The sequence below is a fragment of the Kitasatospora sp. NPDC087314 genome (assembly GCF_044744365.1).
Classification (GTDB): Bacteria; Actinomycetota; Actinomycetes; order Streptomycetales; family Streptomycetaceae; genus Kitasatospora.
Window position 1 is genome coordinate 269,638 of sequence record NZ_JBIUYE010000014.1, and the last position, 18,711, is coordinate 288,348.

The 18,711-nt window shown below is 71.0% G+C and carries 16 protein-coding genes, 1 tRNA gene and 2 pseudogenes; 12 read left to right on the forward strand and 7 right to left on the reverse strand.

The features are described 5' to 3' along the window. Positions 1-51 precede the first annotated feature (51 nt). Entirely contained in the window at positions 52-1,920 is a 1,869-nt protein-coding gene (locus ACIO5E_RS29405; protein WP_400673575.1) for an APC family permease, read from the reverse strand. Between the two features lie 1,401 nt (positions 1,921-3,321). Next, positions 3,322-4,311 (reverse strand): helix-turn-helix transcriptional regulator, encoded by a 990-nt coding sequence (locus ACIO5E_RS29410; RefSeq protein ID WP_400673513.1) that lies wholly within the window; start codon positions 4,309-4,311, stop codon positions 3,322-3,324. 92 nt (positions 4,312-4,403) lie between these two features. Between ACIO5E_RS29410 and ACIO5E_RS29415 the strand changes: the two genes are divergently transcribed. Together ACIO5E_RS29415 and ACIO5E_RS29420 are read left to right on the forward strand one after the other, a co-directional pair. After that, the gene (locus ACIO5E_RS29415; RefSeq protein WP_400673516.1) at positions 4,404-4,802 is read left to right on the forward strand and encodes a VOC family protein; all 399 of its coding nucleotides are present in this window, start codon (positions 4,404-4,406) and stop codon (positions 4,800-4,802) included. Positions 4,803-4,957: 155 nt separating this feature from the next. Further along, positions 4,958-5,110: pseudogene (locus ACIO5E_RS29420) on the forward strand (LuxR C-terminal-related transcriptional regulator); the annotation flags it as partial. A gap of 86 nt (positions 5,111-5,196) precedes the next feature. Here the strand turns inward: ACIO5E_RS29420 and ACIO5E_RS29425 are convergent. Next, entirely contained in the window at positions 5,197-6,048 is an 852-nt protein-coding gene (locus ACIO5E_RS29425) for a LysR family transcriptional regulator (RefSeq protein WP_400673518.1), read from the reverse strand. An 80-nt stretch (positions 6,049-6,128) separates the two neighbouring features. On the opposite strand from ACIO5E_RS29425, the gene ACIO5E_RS29430 reads away from it, so the two are divergent. Then, positions 6,129-6,656, forward strand: a complete 528-nt coding sequence (locus ACIO5E_RS29430; protein WP_400673520.1) for a cupin domain-containing protein — start codon at positions 6,129-6,131, stop codon at positions 6,654-6,656. Then, a complete protein-coding gene (locus tag ACIO5E_RS29435) occupies positions 6,653-7,015 on the forward strand; it encodes a DoxX family protein (protein WP_400673523.1) in 363 nt (120 codons plus the stop codon). Before ACIO5E_RS29430 ends, ACIO5E_RS29435 begins: the two co-directional genes overlap by 4 nt. Positions 7,016-7,172: 157 nt before the next feature. On the opposite strand, the pseudogene ACIO5E_RS29440 reads toward ACIO5E_RS29435, so the two are convergent. From ACIO5E_RS29440 to ACIO5E_RS29450, 3 genes and pseudogenes are all read right to left on the reverse strand, one after another. Continuing rightward, a pseudogene (locus ACIO5E_RS29440) lies at positions 7,173-7,310 on the reverse strand (transcriptional regulator); the annotation flags it as partial. Between the two features lie 124 nt (positions 7,311-7,434). Beyond that, positions 7,435-7,908 carry a nuclear transport factor 2 family protein gene (locus ACIO5E_RS29445; protein ID WP_400673526.1) on the reverse strand — a complete coding sequence of 158 codons (474 nt, stop codon included), beginning with the start codon at positions 7,906-7,908 and terminating at the stop codon, positions 7,435-7,437. Positions 7,909-8,217: 309 nt separating this feature from the next. After that, positions 8,218-8,291: transfer RNA gene (locus ACIO5E_RS29450), tRNA-Cys, on the reverse strand. 200 nt (positions 8,292-8,491) lie between these two features. On the opposite strand from ACIO5E_RS29450, the gene ACIO5E_RS29455 reads away from it, so the two are divergent. Next, entirely contained in the window at positions 8,492-9,307 is an 816-nt protein-coding gene (locus ACIO5E_RS29455; protein ID WP_400673528.1) for a hypothetical protein, read from the forward strand. A 51-nt stretch (positions 9,308-9,358) separates the two neighbouring features. Here the strand turns inward: ACIO5E_RS29455 and ACIO5E_RS29460 are convergent, their stop codons facing one another. After that, positions 9,359-9,916: a polysaccharide deacetylase family protein gene (locus tag ACIO5E_RS29460; protein WP_400673531.1), complete on the reverse strand. Its 558-nt coding sequence runs from the start codon at positions 9,914-9,916 to the stop codon at positions 9,359-9,361. A 512-nt stretch (positions 9,917-10,428) separates the two neighbouring features. On the opposite strand from ACIO5E_RS29460, the gene ACIO5E_RS29465 reads away from it, so the two are divergent. From ACIO5E_RS29465 to ACIO5E_RS29495, 7 genes are all read left to right on the forward strand, one after another. Next, on the forward strand, positions 10,429-10,710 hold the full coding sequence (locus tag ACIO5E_RS29465) for a hypothetical protein (RefSeq protein ID WP_400673534.1): 282 nt from the start codon (positions 10,429-10,431) through the stop codon (positions 10,708-10,710). A 271-nt stretch (positions 10,711-10,981) separates the two neighbouring features. Next, positions 10,982-11,452 (forward strand): hypothetical protein, encoded by a 471-nt coding sequence (locus tag ACIO5E_RS29470; RefSeq protein WP_400673537.1) that lies wholly within the window; start codon positions 10,982-10,984, stop codon positions 11,450-11,452. A 40-nt stretch (positions 11,453-11,492) separates the two neighbouring features. Further along, positions 11,493-12,404 carry an NAD(P)H-binding protein gene (locus ACIO5E_RS29475; RefSeq protein WP_400673540.1) on the forward strand — a complete coding sequence of 304 codons (912 nt, stop codon included), beginning with the start codon at positions 11,493-11,495 and terminating at the stop codon, positions 12,402-12,404. Positions 12,405-12,629: 225 nt separating this feature from the next. Then, complete coding sequence (locus ACIO5E_RS29480) at positions 12,630-14,087, forward strand: dihydrolipoyl dehydrogenase family protein (RefSeq protein WP_400673543.1); 1,458 nt, start codon at positions 12,630-12,632, stop codon at positions 14,085-14,087. Between the two features lie 134 nt (positions 14,088-14,221). Beyond that, a complete protein-coding gene (locus ACIO5E_RS29485) occupies positions 14,222-15,121 on the forward strand; it encodes an MBL fold metallo-hydrolase (protein WP_400673545.1) in 900 nt (299 codons plus the stop codon). Continuing rightward, positions 15,112-15,474: a hypothetical protein gene (locus tag ACIO5E_RS29490; RefSeq protein WP_400673548.1), complete on the forward strand. Its 363-nt coding sequence runs from the start codon at positions 15,112-15,114 to the stop codon at positions 15,472-15,474. The genes ACIO5E_RS29485 and ACIO5E_RS29490 overlap by 10 nt, the downstream gene beginning before the upstream one ends. A 249-nt stretch (positions 15,475-15,723) precedes the next feature. Then, positions 15,724-18,327, forward strand: a complete 2,604-nt coding sequence (locus tag ACIO5E_RS29495) for a SpoIIE family protein phosphatase (protein ID WP_400673550.1) — start codon at positions 15,724-15,726, stop codon at positions 18,325-18,327. The last annotated feature ends 384 nt before the right edge of the window (positions 18,328-18,711 follow it).

Consider the following 18,711-nt stretch of genomic DNA (forward strand, 5'->3'; position numbering starts at 1 on the left):
GTGCCGCTGTGCGCGGTCGGACGCGTCGGGTTGTTCGGTGCCGCCGCTGTCCTACACGTGGAACGGGACGGTCGTGACGACCACCTTCGGCAGGGGGCGCAGCGCTCTCCGTAGCCGGGCCGCGAGCCGGTTGTGCAGGAGGCGGTGGCGCCAGTGCCGTACGACGATCTCCGGGAGGATGACGGTCAGGGTGAGGTCCGGGCGCTGGTGGTGCAGCGACTCGATGTAGTTGACCAGTGGTGCGACGATCGCGCGGTAGGGGGAGAGAACGATCTTCAACGGGAGGTGGTCGCCCCACAGGTTCCAGTACGCGCGGAAGCGTCGGGCCTCGTCCGCGCTGGGGCTGATGTGGAGCGCGAGGACGGGCTGCTGGAGCGAGGCGGCGTAGGCCAGCGCTCGCATGCCGGCCTGGTCCAGTGCGGCGATCGGCACGATCGACAGGGGGTGGATCTCCTCGGGAGTCTCTTCGATCTCCGCTTCGGCTGTGGTCTCGAACGGCGCTCCGGGCACGGCGCCCGCTGTCTGTGCGGTGCCTCGTGCCGTGCGGTCCTCCGAACTCGGAGGTGTGATGGTGCGGCTGGGGACTTCGACGGCATGGGGATGCAGGGCGATCGCCGCGCCGACCGTGTCGTAGTGGTGCCGGATTCGTGTCGTCACCAGGATGAACAGTCCCACCGTGAGTACGGCGAACCAGGCGCCCTCGGTGAACTTCGTGATGCCGGCGGTGACGAAGACGACCGCCGAGAGCAGGGCGCCGGTGGCGTTGAAGGCCAGGCTCTTGCGCCAGTGGCGGTCGCGCAGGCGCCACCAGTGCACGACCATGCCGGCCTGCGACAGTGTGAAGGCGAGGAAGACGCCGACGGCGTAGAGCGGGATCAGGGGGGCGGTCTTGCCGCCGAACGCCGCGTAGATCGCGGCCGCGGCGGCCGAGAGCAGGGTGATCCCGTTGCTGAAGGCCAGACGGTCTCCCAGCCGCAGGAAGATCCGCGGTGCCTGGCCGTCGCGGGCCAGCAGGAACAGGACGCGGGGGAAGTCGTTGTAGGCGGTGTTGGCTGCGAGGAGCAGGATCGCGGCGGTGGCGGCCTGAGTGAAGACGTAGAAGAAACCCGACCCGAAGGTGCGATGGGCGAGCTGCGACAGGACCGTCTCCTGTGAGTTCGGGACGATGCCGTCGAGGTGGACGAGTGCGACCGTGCCCGCGAACAGTGCGACGAGCAGGCCGACCATCCAGGTCAGTGTCGTGCGGGCATTGCGCCACTCGGTCGGCTGGAAGGCGGGCACCGCGTTGGAGATCGCCTCGATGCCTGTCATCGCCGTCGAGCCGGAGGCGAAGGCGCGCAGGACCAGGAGCAGGCTGACGCCCTCGGTCGCGGTCGGCTGTGGTGTCGCCGTCGGGTGGAAACCGCGGCCGGCCGCATCGGACAGACCCACGGCCACGAGTACGAGGACCGCGAGGACGAAGGCGTACGTCGGTGCGGCGAACAGCGCACCCGCCTGCCGCACACCGCGGAGGTTCCCGGCGAGCAGCACGGCGATCACGACGACGCCGATCGGCACGATGTCGGGTTCGAGCGAGGGGAACGCCGAGGTGACCGCCGCCATCCCGGAGGCGATCGAGACCGCGACCGTGAGGATGTAGTCGGTCACCAGACCGGCAGCGGCCGCCAACCCGGGAACGCGGCCCAGGTTGGCGGTGGCGACGATGTACGAACCACCGCCGTGCGGATACGCCCGGATCGTCTGACGGTAGGACACCCCGACCGCGAGCATCAGGAACACGATCGTCACGGCGATCGGGACCGAGTACCGCAACCCGGCGGCACCAGCGAGGACGAGGACGGCCAGCATCGCCTCAGGCCCGTACGCGACCGAGGAGAGCGCGTCGGCGGAGAGCACCGGCAACGCCACCAGCTTGCGCATCCGCTCATGCGCGATCGCGGTGCTCCGCAGCGGAGCGCCGAGCACCACGTGTCGCACCCTGGAACCGACCCGGCCGAGCCGAGAAGTCCGAGTGTCCTCGCTGGTCGCCTCAACCGCAGACGGTCCTCCGTCAACCGTGGCGACCCGCACGAAACGACCGAAGCGGACCGGCAGGATCTCCGAAGGAGCGGGATAACGACCGAGATCCGGATCCACCGGCAGCGCACGCCGCCATGCCTGCGGATCCCCGGCAACCCGACCCCACTCGAGCCCCACCCGGCGCAACACCCCGAGCTGCTCCGCGTCGAGCGCCGGCAGCAGGGCGTCGGGGCTCGGTGCGCCGCCCTCTTGCGCGCCACCATTGCCCCGACTCGTACTCGACACAGCACACAGTGTTACGCATGGCGTTCCCTGTCGGGTCACGGCACACGCAGGGCCGCCACGTGCTCGGCATGACACGCGGTGCATGTCTCGCCGCATCCGCATCCGCATGCGGGTGCAGGCCGGCCTCGTGCCTTCGTGCACCGCAGCCCGCCGACACCCGGTCTCAGGCTGACGGCACGGACTCGGCGCGGCGGATCCTCACGGCCACCGGCATCAACTGCGAGCCTCCCGGCGAAGCGTCCTGACCGCTGCGCCGCTGGTACGACCTGGAGAGCCACTGAGAGAAGCATGATGGGGAGATATGTCCGTCCGTTTACGTGGAACTCTCGGCCCTGGTGGATTTTCTGGTCAAACGTCACGCGGGGGAATTTTCAAATATTAACTTATGTGCACCGCAGGCTCGAATTCTCTCGGTAAGGAGTATCCTGGAAAGTACCGGGAGAATTTACCGGTAGGACGATCGCGAGGAGGCGAATATGCAGATCACTGAGGCAGGATCCCTGGCTCTACGACCCGTGATCGAAAAAATGTCCGCCTTTTCGGTGGGAAAGATCATAGGGTGAATGGGGGTCGGGGGGCGCAGATTCAGATCCTGTTGCCCCGGTCGGCGTTATGTTCATGCAGGCCGGAAGGCCGTTCCCCGCAGCGATGCGGGGAACGGCCTTTTTCCGGGGCGGGGCCGTGCGCCATGGTTCGACGGAGGGCGGGTTGTGCCGGTGTCCGGCGGTGGTGAAGTAAGCGGCGCGGGTTCAAATCCTGTCGTCCCGACTTGCTTTTCGCAGGTCAGAGGCCGTTTCCACCGGATGGTGGGAGCGGCCTTTTTCGTTGGTGGTCGTTGGGTGGTCGTAGGTACGACCCCGAGTGGTCTCGCGCCTTCCGGACCGGCTCGGCCACCGCCTCCAACGACCACGCCCGCATGCGCGGGCGACCCGCAGCAGTACGTCGACACCCTGCGCGACTGGGCATCATCACTCCACTGACCGGGCACGAATGTCTCCGGTCACGGGTTTCTCGCGGTCAGGTCTGGCGGGCGTTGGACGCGAGGCGTTCGGCGAGCGCGACGACGAGGTCGCGCAGTTCATCGGGCCGCTCGATGACGAACGGCCGGTCGAGTGCGGCGAGGACCGGAGGCAGCCAGTCGAGCCGCTCCGCCCGTAGTCCGACCCGCCGCCAGCGCTCGGCCGCCGGGTCCTCGTCTGCCGTGGGCGCGTGCTCGTCCAGGCTCGCGACGCTGGCGGGAAGGTGGGCGCGAATCTGCTCGACCGTCCCGTGGATCCGCAGGATCACCTCATGCCGGTACTCGGCCGCGGCGAACCCTGACAACACGCGCTGTGCCGGATCGGGACCCAGGGGCGCATCGAACGAGCCAGGCAGGGTCCTCGCGTCCGCGATGCGATCGAGCCGGAAGGTTCGGTCCTCGCCGATCTCGGGGTCCCTGCCCGTGACGTACCACCGGCCCGCATGGGCGACGATCCCGTACGCGTGCAGCGTGCGTTCGCTGCGCCGGCCGTCGCGGTCGGTGTATCGGAGCGAGACCGGTCGGCGGTGGCGTACCGCGTCGGCGATGGCGAGCAGGACCCCGGCGTTCGGGGCGGCGAACTCACCGGGCTGATCCGTGAAGGCGAGGGATTCCAGAAGCGTGTCGAGCCGGCGGGCGACGTGCTTGGGCAACACCCGCCGGATCTTGGCCGACGCCGTCTCGCTCGCGGTGTGACCCGCGGCCACCAACCCTGCTCGGCGACCCGCGACCAGGCCGAGTAGCACGGCCAGCGCCTCGTCGTCGCCGAGCATCAGCGGAGGCAGTCGGTACCCGGGAGCCAGCCGGTACCCGCCGTAGCGGCCCCGCACCGACTCCACGGGCACGTCGAGCTCGATCAGCTGGTCCACGTACCGCCGCACGGTGCGCCCCTCAACGCCCAGCCGATCGGCCAGTTCGGCCACCGTCCGGGTGCCTCCCGACTGCAGCAACTCCAGGAGTGTCAGCACGCGTCCGGCGGGTCGGGTCATGCTCACAGCCTCACACGAATACAGGACCGATTCTGTCCACTATCTCTCCTAGCCTGCGACGTACATCGACTCCACCGACCAAGGAGACCACCATGGACTTCGTCTCGATCCGCATCATCACCGGCGACGTCGCGCGCCTCGTCGAGTTCTACGAGCGAGCCACCGGGGTGCGGGCGACGTGGGCCACCGAGGACTTCGCCGAACTCCGGACCCCCACCGCCACCCTCGCGATCGCCGGCACCCGCACCGTGCCGCTGTTCGCCCCGGGCTCTGCCCGCCCGGCGGACAACCACAGCGTGATCACCGAGTTCCTCGTCGACGACGTGGACCGCGTTCACCAGAACCTGACGGGCTTCGTCACCGACTTCGTCACCGAGCCCACCACGATGCCCTGGGGCAACCGGTCGCTGCTGTTCCGCGACCCCGACGGCAACCTCGTCAACTTCTTCACCCCCGTCACCCCTGCGGCCATCGAAAAGTTCGCACGTTGACGTCACGCACAGCCGCTCACCGGAAGCGCCGAGATCCCGTCGAGGACTTCGCGGAACCGACCTCCCGAGACACCACACCTGGTGTCCGGTCCCCGACCCCGCCTGGTAGCCCGGCGCAAGGGCGCTTCTGAGGTGGGTCGGGATTTCCCGCCGAGGTCGCCGCCCGCGGCACGGTGATGGACGCGGACGTGGTGACCGCACTGCTCGACCACCACTCCACCGACCCACCGCTGCAAATGCTGACCCCGCGCGAGCGCGAGGTGCTCGCCCTGATGTCCGAGGGCCGCACCAACGCGGCCATCGCCAGGACCACGCGAACGAGCGTGCCCGGCGGGAGGGTGTGGGGGTTCGCAGGGGTCGTACCGGTTGCGCTCGGTGCCGTCGGCGGGGGCGCTCAGTCGCGGTAGACGGTGGTCGCGATCTGGACGAATGAGCGGATCAGTGGATTCGTGTCGCCCTCGCTCCAGGCCGCGACCATGCGGCTCGGCGGCATGTCGGTCAGCGGCACCACGGTGAGCCCCGGTGTCGGTTCGTGGGCCAGCAGGGTCACGCCGACCGTGCCGTTCCAGAGCACGGCCTGCCGGCATTCCTGGACGGTGCGCACCACCGGGCCCTCGCGAGGCTTGCCGCCGTTCCAGTACGACTGCCAGCCGGGGTCGGTGTCCTGCGGGAACCGGAACCAGTCGCGGTCGGCCAGGTCGGCCAGCTCCAGGCGGTCGCGGCGGGCCAACGGATCGTCGGCGCGCAGCAGTGCTCCGACCGGGTCGGTGCGCAGCTGGTGCACGGCCAGGCCGGTCTCGTCGAACGGCCCGCGGGTCAGGGCCACGTCGACGAGTTTGGCGCGCAGCCCGCAGGTGGGATCGGTCAGGTCCGTCCCGCGGATGCGGACCTCGACGTGCGGGTGCCGTCGGCGGTAGGCGGCGGCCAGGCGGGTCGCGGCCGGGTCGCTGCCGTCGCCCAGGATGCCGATGGTGATGGTCGCGGTGCCGGCCGCCGCGGCCACGCGTACCGGTAGCCGGTCGGCCTGGTCGAGCAGGGCGCGCGCCTCATCGAGCAGCACCGCCCCGGCCGGAGTGAGCGTGACACGCGCGGAGGATCGGTCGAACACCACGGCGCCGAGCTCGGTCTCCAGTTGCTTGATCGCCCGGCTCAGCGGCGGCTGGCTCATGTGCAGCCGGGCGGCGGCCCGGCCGAAGTGGAGTTCCTCGGCGACCGCCACGAAGTAGCGCAGTGTCCGCAGCTCCATGGTGCAACGATACCCGTACGGTATCGACGCCACGGAGCGGGTCTTGGACAGTCGCAGTGCCCCGGCAGTGGAATCGAAGCATGACCAACGAAACGAAAACCAGTGAGCCGACGGCCGACCCCGCCGTATCGGTGGTCGGTCCGGCGGACGGCGAGACGATCGTGCTGGGTACCACGCGACTGCGCGTCCTCGAAGACGGCAGCAACACCGGCCACCGCCTCGGGATCGCCGAGTCGGTCCTGGCGCCGCACACGCCCGGACCGCCGCAGCACCGCCACGCCCAGCACGACGAGGGTTTCTACATCATCTCCGGCACGGTGCGGTTCACGGTCGGCGCGCAGGACTACGACGCGCCGGCGGGCACCCTCGTGATGGTCCCGCCCGGCGCCCCGCACACCTTCGCCAACCTGACCGACCAACCGGCCGTCATGCTCAGCACGTTCACGCCGGACCTGTACGTGCAGTACTTCCGGGACCTGCAGGACATGATCGCCAGCGGCCAGGAGCTGACCCCCCAGGCGCACATCCGGACGATGAGCCGCTACGCCACCGAGCCCGCCACCGACTTCGCGTCACCTGCGCAGGGTGGCCGTGGACGGGAGTCGTGAACGCCGGCTACTGGATCGTGGCCGGTCTGCTCGCGCTCTTCCACCTCTACGGGGGCGGGGTGAAGGTGGTGCGGAGCCGTGAGCGGCTCCGGCCGATGATGGCCTGGGTGGACGGCATGCCGATGGCGGCCGTCCGGGCGATCGGGGCGGTCGAAGTGCTCGGTGCGATCGGGCTGGTCCTCCCACCACTGACCGGCATCGCACCCGGGCTGGCCCTGGTCGCCGCCATCGGGTTCGTCATCCTGCAGGTCGGCGCGATCGGGGTCCACCTGAGCCTGGGAGATCGCCGGGTCGCCCTCAATGTCACGCTCGTGCTCGCTGCGGCCGTGACCGGCTGGCTGGCCACGGCTTGGCTGTGACGTCAGGCAAGGCCGGCTGCCCGTCGGACCCGTATCACGATCACGGGCTCGTTGGACCCGGGCGCCGGAGGTCCCGCGGGCGCCTTGCGCGACCGGGAGACCGGGCGACCAGGTCCAACGGGCTGCGCCGTTGACGGCTCGTGACCGGACAGGCGCCTCAGAGCGTGACATCCATGCACTGGGTGCCGATGACCGGGAGCAGCCGCAGCGCCTCCTCGGACGGCGAGCCGGGCACGGCGGTGTAGAACACCGTCTGCTGATCGCGGTCGGGAACCTCCAGCACGTCGCAGGTGACTGGTGGCCGGCGCGTACGCGCGGCAGCTGCGGCCGCCCGACACCCTGCTGGCGCCGGCGGCTCCCCTGACCGGCCCGTTCGAGGAGGGTGCGTCCGGGCCCCGACAAGTCAGCCGGGGGGAGGACTACCGCTGCGCGGCAGCCGGGCGCAGATGACGGCTCACATCGCCGACCGGATTGATGTGGACCCGTCGCTCCACGAAGCGCCATCGCCCATGACTGCGCTCGAAGCGGTCGTGATACCGACCGCCGGCGACGGGTCGCAGCGGCAGGTCCGGTAGGGCCTGCAACACGGTGACGTACGAACGCGCGATCGCCGTGCCCGCCTGTTCGTCGACCTCGATGGCAACATTCGTGGTGACGTGCTGGGTTCGCGGTGTGCCGTCGGCATAGACGATCAGAGTGTCCCGAAACATCTTCTCGATCGCGTCGCGACCGCTCACCGGCTCACCACTGCCGCTGAACGTGGCGTCAGCGAGAAGGACGCCGAGTCCGGTGAAATCGCCGTCGTCGACGAGCTCGGCGTAACGTGCGATCAGGTTCTCGATGGCCCGGTCGCTCGACGTCGGACCGGCGGGCGTGCGGGTGGATGCGGACATGCTCTCCCCAAGCGAGACGAACGATCTTCAGAGTGCCGGCCACAACGACAACAAGGCTGTGAACTGGCCGGGCACCCGGGGTGGTTGCCGACCCGCACGGGTACTTCAGCGGCGTTTCGCCGGCCGACCGGGTCGATCCTGTCATCCCGTTGACGAAGTCAGTCGGCGGGTCGTTTCGCGTTCTCGGTGCCGCGGGCTCATCCCACCGGGCCGGGGTAGATCCGCCCTGCTGGTCACGGGCACCCTGCGCCGGGTTCCCCGGGCCCGGGACGTCGCCGCGACGGGGGCGGGGAGCTCCGCGTCTGATCATGGAGGTGGAGAAAGGATTCGAACCCATGTAAACGGCTCTGCAGGCCGTCGCCTCGCCACTCGGCCACTCCACCAGAGGTGACACCCGGAATATTACGCGAACATGAACAAGGAGAGGGTGGATTTGTCGGGATTCCGTGGACTATCGTCCAGGTGGAGCCTTTGTGTTTCTAATGAAGAATTGGGCCGGCCGTGTCCGGTCGAATTTTTTCAAGTCCGGCCCGGAAACACCATTAGCCTGGTTCGAATACTTCCGAGCGACGGGATTCCCACCGTGACCGCCGAGGACTGCCTGACCACTCCCGCCGACGTGCGGACGGACACGCCTCCGTCGAACCGATGCCAGTACAAGAGCCTGCCGCTGCGCGACTTCCCGCCGCTGGGGCTGATGCGTCAGGCCCGCATCGCCCGGGAACAGCGCCGCGAGGACCTTGGCGCCGCCCCCGCCCCGGGCCGCCCGTCCCGGTATGCGGAGGGCGACTGGGTCCGCGTCAAGAGCGTGGAGCAGGTCCGTGCCACGCTCGACGCCGACGACCGGCACCGGGGGCTGTGGTTCACCGGCAGTCAGTGGTCCTTCTGCGGCGGCGTTCACCGGGTCGAGCGCGTCGTACGCCGCATGGTCGACGACCACTACCGCATCCGCCGTCTGTCGGGCACCGTCGCCCTGGCCGGCGCCACCTGCCACGGAGCCGACGGCACCCAGGGCTGCGGACTCGACTGTGCCCTCCTCTTCCGCGACGAGTGGCTCGAACCCGCCCCCGCCGCGGACCCCGCTGCCCGGCCCGCCACCCTCTGGGCGACCGTCCGTACCCTGCCGGAGATCCACGCCACCCTCGACCGCGCCGGACGACTCCACGGCGTCCCCTTCCAGCCCGGCATGGAACACCACGCCGGTCGCCGACACGGCGCCACCGAACTGCGTCACCGCTCACTCGCCTGGTGGCAGCGCCCCACCGGAGGCCGCTGGTTCATCCTCGACGCACTGCGCTGCAACGGCGAGCCGCTGCCTGCCACCGGCTGCGACCGCCAGTGCGCCCTGCTCTGGCACGAATCCTGGCTGCGCCTCGAACCCGCGGCCGTCGCGCAGTAGGCCGGCGAGGAGGCCCCGCGGCCACGGAAAGGGGCCGCGGGAAGCGGCGAGTCAGCCCTTCCAGTGATGCCGTAGCCGCTTCGCGGAGAGCCGCAACGGCCCGTCCCGGTCGCCCACGTAGCAGCGCGGCAGTGCGTGCGGCCCGCCGCCGGAGCCCGGCGTGACCGCGCAGGCGTGGTCGTAGCCGGCCTGCTCGACGGCCTCCATCGCGGCCCGGTCGAGGGAGCCGTAGGGGTAGCAGAAGCCTTCCACCGGGCCGCCGCTCGCATCCTCCAGGACGGCCCGGCTGTCCACGACCTGGGCCGCCAGCTCGCGTCCGGTCATCCCGGCGAGCCTGCGGTGGGTGAGGCCGTGCGAGCCCACCTCCAGCCCCGCCGCGGCGACCTCACGCACCTGCCGGGCCGTCAGCAGCGCTTTGCGCGGACCCTCGCGGTCCCAGTCGTTGTGGCCGCCGAGCCTGCCCGCCACCACGTACACCGTCGCGCCGAACCCGTACTCCGCCAGTGCCGGCACCACCTGCTCGGCGAAGTCCCGATATCCGTCGTCGAAGCTCAACCCCACCAGGCCCTCCGCGCGGCCCGCCGAGTGGGCGCGCATCAGCGTGCCCACGGAGACACCCCGCAGCCCTCGCGCCGCCAGCCACCGAAGCTGACGTCTGAACCGGTCGGGGCTCACCGTGATCAGATACGGGTCCTGCTTCTCCTCCGCCACCGAGTGGTACATCAGCGTCCACGGAAATGGCTTCGACCTTTCCCCGGGCTGCTCGTCCGGACATCGCCTCGGGCTGATCAGCGACACGTTTCCACTCCCGTCATTCCGCGTCCGGCGTCCTGCCTGCTATTCACCGGAGACTGCATTCTGGCAGCGGCCATCCAAGATTCTTGACCGCCGGTATCCGCAGCGGTGTTTTCACTCGAATGGCGTTCTGGATGATATTCAGGCCATCCTCACGGTTGTTCCCGATCTGGGGGCGGTGAGGGGTGGTGCCGGGTCGGACCTGGATCTTCCGGATGTCGGCGTGGCTCCCGGTCAGGGCTGCGCCCCAACCGGGAGAATGCGGGGGCTGGTTACGGTCTTGAGCTTACAACTTCCTTCCTTGAACCCATAGATGAGGAGTCGTCATGCACCGTCGGATCGCTGCGCTCGGCATGCTGGCCGCCACCGGTGTGATTGCGCTGGCTGTTCCCGCTCAGGCGGCAACGGGGCTGTTGGTGGTGAACGGGGTCCCCCATGAGAACCCGGCGCGGGGCTGCTATGCGACCTCGTCTCCGGTCTCCGTCCAGAACCATACGAATTCGATGGTTCTGGTGCATGCGGCGGCGAATTGCCAGGGGCCCGTGACCGCGGAGGTCGAACCGGGCCGGAGCACGACGACGTTCGGCGCAAGCTACTTCGTCTTCTGAGCGGGTCCCGTGTCCTGACCCGTTCGGTTGTCCGCGGTCTCCACCGCGCCCCGGCAGGAGCGCGGGGAGGGCGCGCGCCGCTTCCCGCGCTCGCCGCCGGCTCCGGCGGATGGCCCATCGTGTTCACCCCCGGTGGGTGCGCCGCCCCGGGCCGGCCGGAGTTTCCGCCTGCGTCCCGGTGGCAGCCCTGCCCGCCCGGTGGTGGGCTGGGGCCCGTCCCCCGTCCCCAGGTCCGGTGCTCGGGGAGGGGCGAAGTCCAGGAGGTAGGGAAGTGATGTCGAGGACGGCGTTGTCCGCACTGGTGGCCGGGATCGTGACTGCGGGAGGCCTGGTGGCCGGCATGCCGGCGGCGCACGCCGGCGGCATGCCGAAGTTCACCTCGAACGGCATGTTCACGGTCCCGGCCGGGGTCTCCGGCCCGACCGTGGAACCGCGGGGCGCCGGAGACGGCGGAGGCCCCCTCGCCCTCGCCGCCGCCCGTGGCGGAGCCGGGTCCGGCAGCTATGGCAGCGAGGACGACGGCGACGGTGGCAACGGGGGTGAGGACGGTGGCGCCGGCAGCAACGGGGGCGAGGACGGTGGCGACGGCGGCAACGGCGGTGAGGACGGCGCGCCGATGGACGGCGGTAAGGGCAACGGCGGGGGCGACAACGGGGGCGGGGGCGACAACGTCAGCGAATCCGGGTTGAACGGCAGCGACGGACGGGTCACCGCGTCGAGCCGGGACGGACGGCTGGGGTGACAGGCTGCTCGGCGCGTCCCTGTGAGCGGAGGCGGGGGTCATGGGCGCGTCGCTGATTCTGGTCACGGGTGCCGCAGGCAGCGTCGGGGCGGTGGGTCGGTCGGTGGTCCAGGACCTCAGAAGCCGGGAGCTGCCGGTACGGGCCCTGGTCCGGCGTGAGGACGAACGCGCCGCGGCCCTGCGTGCCACGGGTGCCGAGGTGGTGGTCGGGGACCTGACCCGGCCCGTGGACGTCGTGCGCGCGCTGGACGGCTGCGGGCGCCTGTACTTCGGCATGGGCGTGTCGTCCCAGTATCTGGAGGCGGCCCTGGTCACGGCGGCCGCGGCGCGTGCTCACCAGGGCCTGGAGGCGTTCGTCAACATGTCCCAGATGACCGTCTCCCAGATGCGGCTGACCAGCACCGACGAATCGACGCAGCAGCGCCAGCACTGGCTCACGGAGCAGGCCCTGGACTGGTCGGGCCTGCCGGTGGTGCAGGTGCGCCCGACCGTGTTCATGGAGAATCCGCTGTTCCGGCTCGCCTTCGCCTCGGTCGCCCGGGACGGGGTCCTGAGGCTTCCGTTCGGCACCGGCCGTACCTCGCCGGTCGCCGCTCGGGACGTCGCCGCAGTGGTCGCCGAGATCCTGGCGAACCCCGCGCCGCACCTCGGCCGTGTCCACGAACTGACCGGACCGGTCTCCCAGGACCTGACGGCGATGGCGGCCGAGCTCAGCGCGGCCCTGCACCGGCCGGTCGGCTACGACGACCCGCCCCATGAACTGTGGCTGGAGCAGGACCTGCGGCCGCTGGGACTGCCGGATCACGTCTTCGATCACCTGGCGACGATGGCGCGCCTGCACGCGGAGAACCGGTACGACCGCGTGACCCGGGAGGTGGAGCTGATCACCGGGCGACCGGCCTGCGGCGTTCGCGAGTTCGCCGAGAGCCATCCCGAGCTGTTCACCGAATGACGCCGCTGCTCGGCGTGGCCGGTGCAACCGCAACGCGCCGCGCCGCCGGCCAGCTGGGGACCGGGAGGCTCCCGAGGCCGGTCACGGCGTGCCGTACGGCCATAAGGGGCACGGATGACCGCTCCTGGTGCCTGCCACGGCCGAGGCATGACGGCCGTGCCCGCACCGCGCGGTTACATGAGCCGGGAAACGGCCCCGCCGCCCCGGAGTAGACGCGAGGAAGCGATGAGCGAAGCACGTGAGCACCAGGAGAGCAGCGCCTACGACGTGGTCGTGCTGGGCGCCGGTCCGGTCGGCCAGAACGTCGCCGATCGGGCCCGCGCCGCCGGCCTCACCGTGGCCGTCGTGGAGCGTGAACTGGTCGGCGGCGAATGCTCCTACTGGGCGTGCGTCCCCAGCAAGGCCCTGCTGCGGCCGGTCATCGCGGTCGCCGACGCCCGCCGCGTGGACGGCGCCCGGCAGGCCGTCACCGGCCGGCTCGACACCGACCGGGTCTTCGCCCGCCGCAACCACTACGTCAGCGACTGGGACGACACCGGACAGGCCGAATGGGTGAAGTCCATCGGCGCCGACCTCTTCCGCGGTCACGGCCGCCTCGACGGCCCCCGCCGCGTCACGGTCACCAGGGACGACGGCGCGCGCCTGACCCTCACCGCCCGGCACGCGGTCGCCATCGCCACCGGCAGCCTGCCGCTGCTGCCCGACATCCCGGGCGCACGGGAGGCCCGGCCCTGGACGAACCGGAACGGCACCGACTCCAGTACGGTCCCCGGCCGGCTCGCCATCGTCGGAGGCGGTGGAGTCGCGATCGAGATGGCCACCCTCTGGCAGGGCCTCGGCTCCCAGGTCACCCTGCTCGTCCGCCACCGCCTGGTTCCCCGCATGGAACCCTTCGCGGGCGAGCTCGTCGCAGGCAGCCTCGGCGAGGCGGGTGTGGACGTGCGGATCGGCACCCAGGTCACCGCCGTGCGCCGCCCGGACCCCACCGGGCCCGTCACCCTCACGCTCGACGACGGCAGCGACCTGCAGGCCGACGAGGTCATGTTCGCCACCGGTAGGACCCCCAGCACCGACGACATCGGCCTGGACACGGTCGGTCTCTCCCCGGGCACGTGGCTGGAGGTGGACACCACGTGTCTGGTCCGCGGGGTCGACGGCGGATGGCTCTACGCCGTCGGCGACGTCAACCACCGTGCCCTGCTCACCCATCAGGGCAAGTACCAGGCACGGACCGCAGGAGACGCCATCGGCGCCCGCGCCGCCGGCATCCCCCTGGACGACGGCCCGTGGGGAGACCACGCCACCACCGCAGACCAGCACGCCGTGCCGCAGGTCTTCTTCACCGACCCCGAGGCGGCCGCCGTGGGCCTGACCGCCGAGCAGGCGACCCGGGCCGGCCACCGCATCACGACCGTCGACCTCGACTTCGACACCGCCCAAGGCGCCGACCTCTACGCCGACGACTACCGTGGCCACGCCCGGTTGGTGGTCGACCTGGACCGGGAAGTCCTGCTCGGGGCGACCTTCGTCGGCCCCGGAGTCAGCGAGCTGCTGCACTCCGCCACCGTCGCGGTCGCCGGCGAGGTCCCGCTCAAGCGCCTGCGGCACGCGATCGCCTGCTTCCCGACCGTCAGCGAGATCTGGCTCTTCCTCCTTGCCGCCTACCAGCGCGACCGCGCCTGAGCGGACGGGAGGGGCCCGCCGCAGCGCGCGGCCACCGAGGGGCACGCGGCCGTGTCGCGCCGCGTGCCGCTCCCTCCGGTATGTCGTCAGGGCAACCGATAGCAGCTGCGTCATCCGGCGCGCAGGCTGGGGACATGGACACCCTCACGCTTGGAAACGTGGAGATCACCCGCGTGGTCGAGCTGGCCGCCCGAGGCCGCGCCCGCGACTACGTCTTCCCCGACGTGCCCGTCGAGCACTGGCGGGCGCACGAGAGCTGGCTCGCCCCCACCTTCCTGGACCCGGTCGCCGACGAGGTCCGTGTCATGATCCAGACCTGGCTGATCCGCAGCGAGGGCGGGACGATCCTGATCGACACCGGCATCGGCAACGACCGGGAACGCCCGGCCATGCCGGCCTTCCACCATCTGAGCACCCACTACCTCGAAGAGCTGGCCGCGGCAGGCGTCCGCCCGCCGGACGTGGACACGGTGATCTGCACCCACGTCCACGGCGACCACGTCGGCTGGAACACCCGCCTGACGGACGACGGGGCGTGGCGACCGACCTTCCCCAACGCCCGGTACGTCATCCCGCGCGCCGACTTCGACTACTGGAACCCGGCCAACGGACACCGGACCCGCTCCGGGCCCCGGATGGCCAACGTCTTCGAGGACAGCGTCGCCCCCGTGCACCAGGCCGGACAGACCGTGCTGTGGGAGGACGACCACTACGACGTCGACTCCCAGCTCCGCATCGAGCCCGCCCCCGGCCACACCCCCGGCTCCTGCGTCGTATGGCTGCGATCGGGCACGGACCGGGCGGTGTTCGCCGGGGACCTGCTGCACAGCCCACTGCAGATCGTGGAGCCGGACGACTGCCCCAGCTTCGACGAGGACGAGCCCCGCGCACGGAACAGCCGGCGCCGGGTGCTGGGGGAGGCCGCGGACCGGGGCGCCCTGCTGCTCCCCGCGCACCTGCCCGGACCGAGTGCAGCCGAAGTGCGGCGCGTCGGCGACCGGTTCGCGGTGAAGGAGTGGGCGGCATGGCGGTGAGGGGCCCGCGGTTCCGGCTCAGGGACACCTCGGTCCGCGTTCCGGAGACCGTGCCGCCCCGGGGCGCCACCGGCTTGGTCGGCGAGCCGGACGACGATCGCGCGATGCCGCTGGCGGACGTCGTGAGCCAGCCGGTCGAGGCCCTGGGCAGCGACGCCGAAGAGGTGGCCGTCGACGCGGCCCGGATCCACCGCGACAACGCCGGGCCCGACGAACACGCCTACGTCACCGAGCTCAACACCGCCATGGCCCGGATTCTCTGGCTAGGGCCTGTCTTCAAACCCCGTCGATCCTCAAGGGCACGCTCCTCGGCGGGACCGATCACGGTGCGGACCGACGGGCCCTCACCGTGATGGATCCGCCGACAGGCGTTTCGGCAGGTCGGCTCCTACGGGCGGTGGGGGGAACACCCGGCGTGGTACGTCCCGGCGGTGTCGGGGCTCGGGGTAGACATAGGTATGGTCCGAGTCCCGCGCTCCTCCTGGCCGTCATGGCGTCGCTCGGCCGGTCGCGGCGAGAGGCAACGGACGCACTCTGCTCCGCAGGGTCCGTCAGCGCGCCGTCGGCGGTCCTCGGAGAGCGCGCGCAGCCTGGCCGGGCAGGTGTTCCTGCTGCAGGTGCTGATCGTGCTGCTGCTCGTGGTGGTCGCCGTGGCTGCGCTGCTGCTCAAGTCACGGAGTGACCGGCTCCAGGCGGCGCGCGACCGTTCGATCGCCGCGGCGGCGGCCTTCGCCCACGGTCCCGGCCTGGTGGCCGTGCTGCAGGGCCCCGATCCGAGCGCGACGCTCCAGCCGCTGACCGAAGCCGCCCGCAAACAGGGCAAGGTCGACTTCATCGTCGTGACGAACCGGGAGGGCATCCGCTACACCAATCCCGTCCCGGAACAGATCGGGGGGAAGATCATCGGCACCATCGGACCGGCGCTGGCAGGTCACGTCGTTCTGGAGAGTGCCGGCGGCGTGCTCGGCGAGGCGGTGCAGGCGATCGTCCCGGTGACGGATGCGAACGGCGCGGTCGTGGGTCTGGTGGCGGCCGGGGTGACGGTCAGCCATGTGGGCAGTGCGGTCGGCCGGCAGCTGCCGTTCGTCGTCGGGGCAGGTCTCGTCGCGCTCGGTCTGGCGACGGCGGGCGCGGCCCTGGTCAGCAGGCGCCTGCGGCGCCAGACCCACGGTCTCGGGCCCGCCGAGATGACCCAGCTGTACGAGCACCACGAGGCCGTGTTGCACGCGGTGCGCGAAGGCGTGGTCATCGTCGACGGCACCGGCGACATCGTGCTCGTCAACGACGAGGCGAGGCGGCTTCTCGACCTGCCGCCCGACGTGGTCGGCCGCGCCGCCACGGACCTCGGTCTCGAACCCCGGATGGCCGAGCTGCTGGCCTCCGGTCGCGTCGCCACCGACGAGGTGATCCGGGTCGGGGACCGGCTGCTGGTCGTGAACAACCGGCTGACCGACCGCGTGGGCGGGCCACCCGGCAGCGTGGCCACCGTGCGGGACTCCACCGAGCTGCAGGCCCTCGCGGGACGGGCGGAGGTCGCGCGCGGCCGTCTGAGGCTGCTGTACGACGCGAGCGTCGCCGTCGGCACGACCCTCGACGTCCGGCGCACCGCCGAGGAGCTCGCGCAGGTGGCCGTTCCGCGGTTCGCCGACTACGTCACGGTCGACCTGTCCGAACCCGTCCTTCGCGGTGACGAGCCGGCCGCGGCGGTCGGCGGCGAAGCCGTCGAGCTGCGCCGGGTCGCCCTCACCGGTGTCCGCGACGACCACCCGCTGTACCGGTCGGGCGAGCTGGTCGCGTTCGCCGCGTCGAGCCCGCAGGCCACGGGCTTCGTGAGCGGAACTCCGGTCCTCGTGCCCGACCTGCGGGCCGACGTCGCCTGGCGCTCCCAGGACGCCGAGCGTGTCCGGGCGGTTCTGAACCTCGGGGTCCACTCGCTCATCGCCATTCCGCTCAGTGCCCGGGGCGTCACGATGGGGGTCGCCGACTTCTGGCGTGGGCAGGGGAGCGAGCCCTTCGAGGAGGACGACCTGTCGCTGGCGGGGGAGCTGGCAGCCCGTGCCGCCGTGTGCATCGACAACGCGCGTCGCTACACGCGTGAGCACGGCCTGGCCGTCGCCCTGCAACGCAGCCTGCTGCCGCGAGGCGTGCCCGAGCAGAACGCCCTGGACATCGCCTACCGTTACCTGCCCGCGGAGGGCGGGGTGGGCGGCGACTGGTTCGACGTCATCCCGCTGTCCGGCACCCGCGTGGCCCTCGTGGTCGGCGACGTCGTCGGCCACGGTCTGCACGCCGCCGCCACCATGGGCCGTCTCCGCACGGCCGTGCAGAACTTCTCGACCCTCGACCTGCCACCGGACGAACTCCTCGGCCACCTCGACGAACTGGTCGCCCTGATCGATCAGGAGGCGGCCGTATCGGCGGGGGAGCCCACGGTCACGGGCGCCACCTGCCTGTACGCCGTCTACGACCCCACCGCAGGCACCTGCAGCATCGCCCGTGCCGGGCACCCGCTGCCCGTCGTGGTCCTCCCCGACGGCACCACGGAGTTCCCGGACCTTCCCGCCGGCCCGCCGCTCGGCCTGGGCGGACTGCCCTTCGAAGCCACGGAGCTCCACCTGCCGGAAGGCAGCAGCCTGGTGCTCTACACCGACGGTCTGGTCGAGGACCGCACCCGCGACATCGGTGCCGGGTTGGACATCCTCGGCGCCACACTCGCGGTCCCCGCCCGAACGCCCCAGGAGACCTGCGAAGCGGTGCTCGGTGCGCTGCTGCCCACCCGCCAGAGCGACGACATCGCACTCCTCATCGCCCGCACCCGGATCCTGGAACCCGGACGGATCAACGAATGGGAGGTGCCCGCCGACCCTTCGGCCGTGGCCGGGGCCCGGGAGGCCACCACCCGGCAGCTGATGCAGTGGGGGCTGGAGGAGGCGATGTTCACCACCGAGCTGATCCTCAGCGAGCTCATCACCAACGCCATCCGCTACGGCGGCGAACCCATCCGAGTGCGGCTGATCCACGACCGCACCCTGATCTGCGAGGTCTCCGACACCAGCAGCACCTCACCCCACCTGCGCTACGCGGCCGACGAGGACGAGGGCGGCCGCGGCCTGTTCCTTGTCGCCCAGCTCGCCGAGCGCTGGGGCACCCGCTACACCCCCACAGGCAAGATCATCTGGGCCGAACAGACCCTCCTCGGACTCTGACGACCGCCGCCGGCCGGGGCGGCCGAAGGCGGGGATCAGGTCCCGCGACCGGGTCCGCATACCTGGCACGGGTGTTCGGCACCGGCGCCTCCACCGATGGGCAGGTCTCCACCGCCCCGGGCACACCCTTGCCGTACCCGGGACGGTCGACTTTGCGCCGAGGCGGGCAGGGGTGCACCTGCACGGTCCTGGGCTGGTCATTTGTTTCAGGCGCGGAGTAGGGGTACTGTCTCCCAGTCGCTTGGCAGGGAGCACCGGACACGCGTTTGCGCGGACGGTCCCGGGGCGACCAATCCTTCGAAACACCACTTCCCGGTTCGGGCTGGGTCGCGTCTTGTCGCGTCTCGGTTCTTATTCGGCGTGCTCGTTTTATTGGGTTGCGGT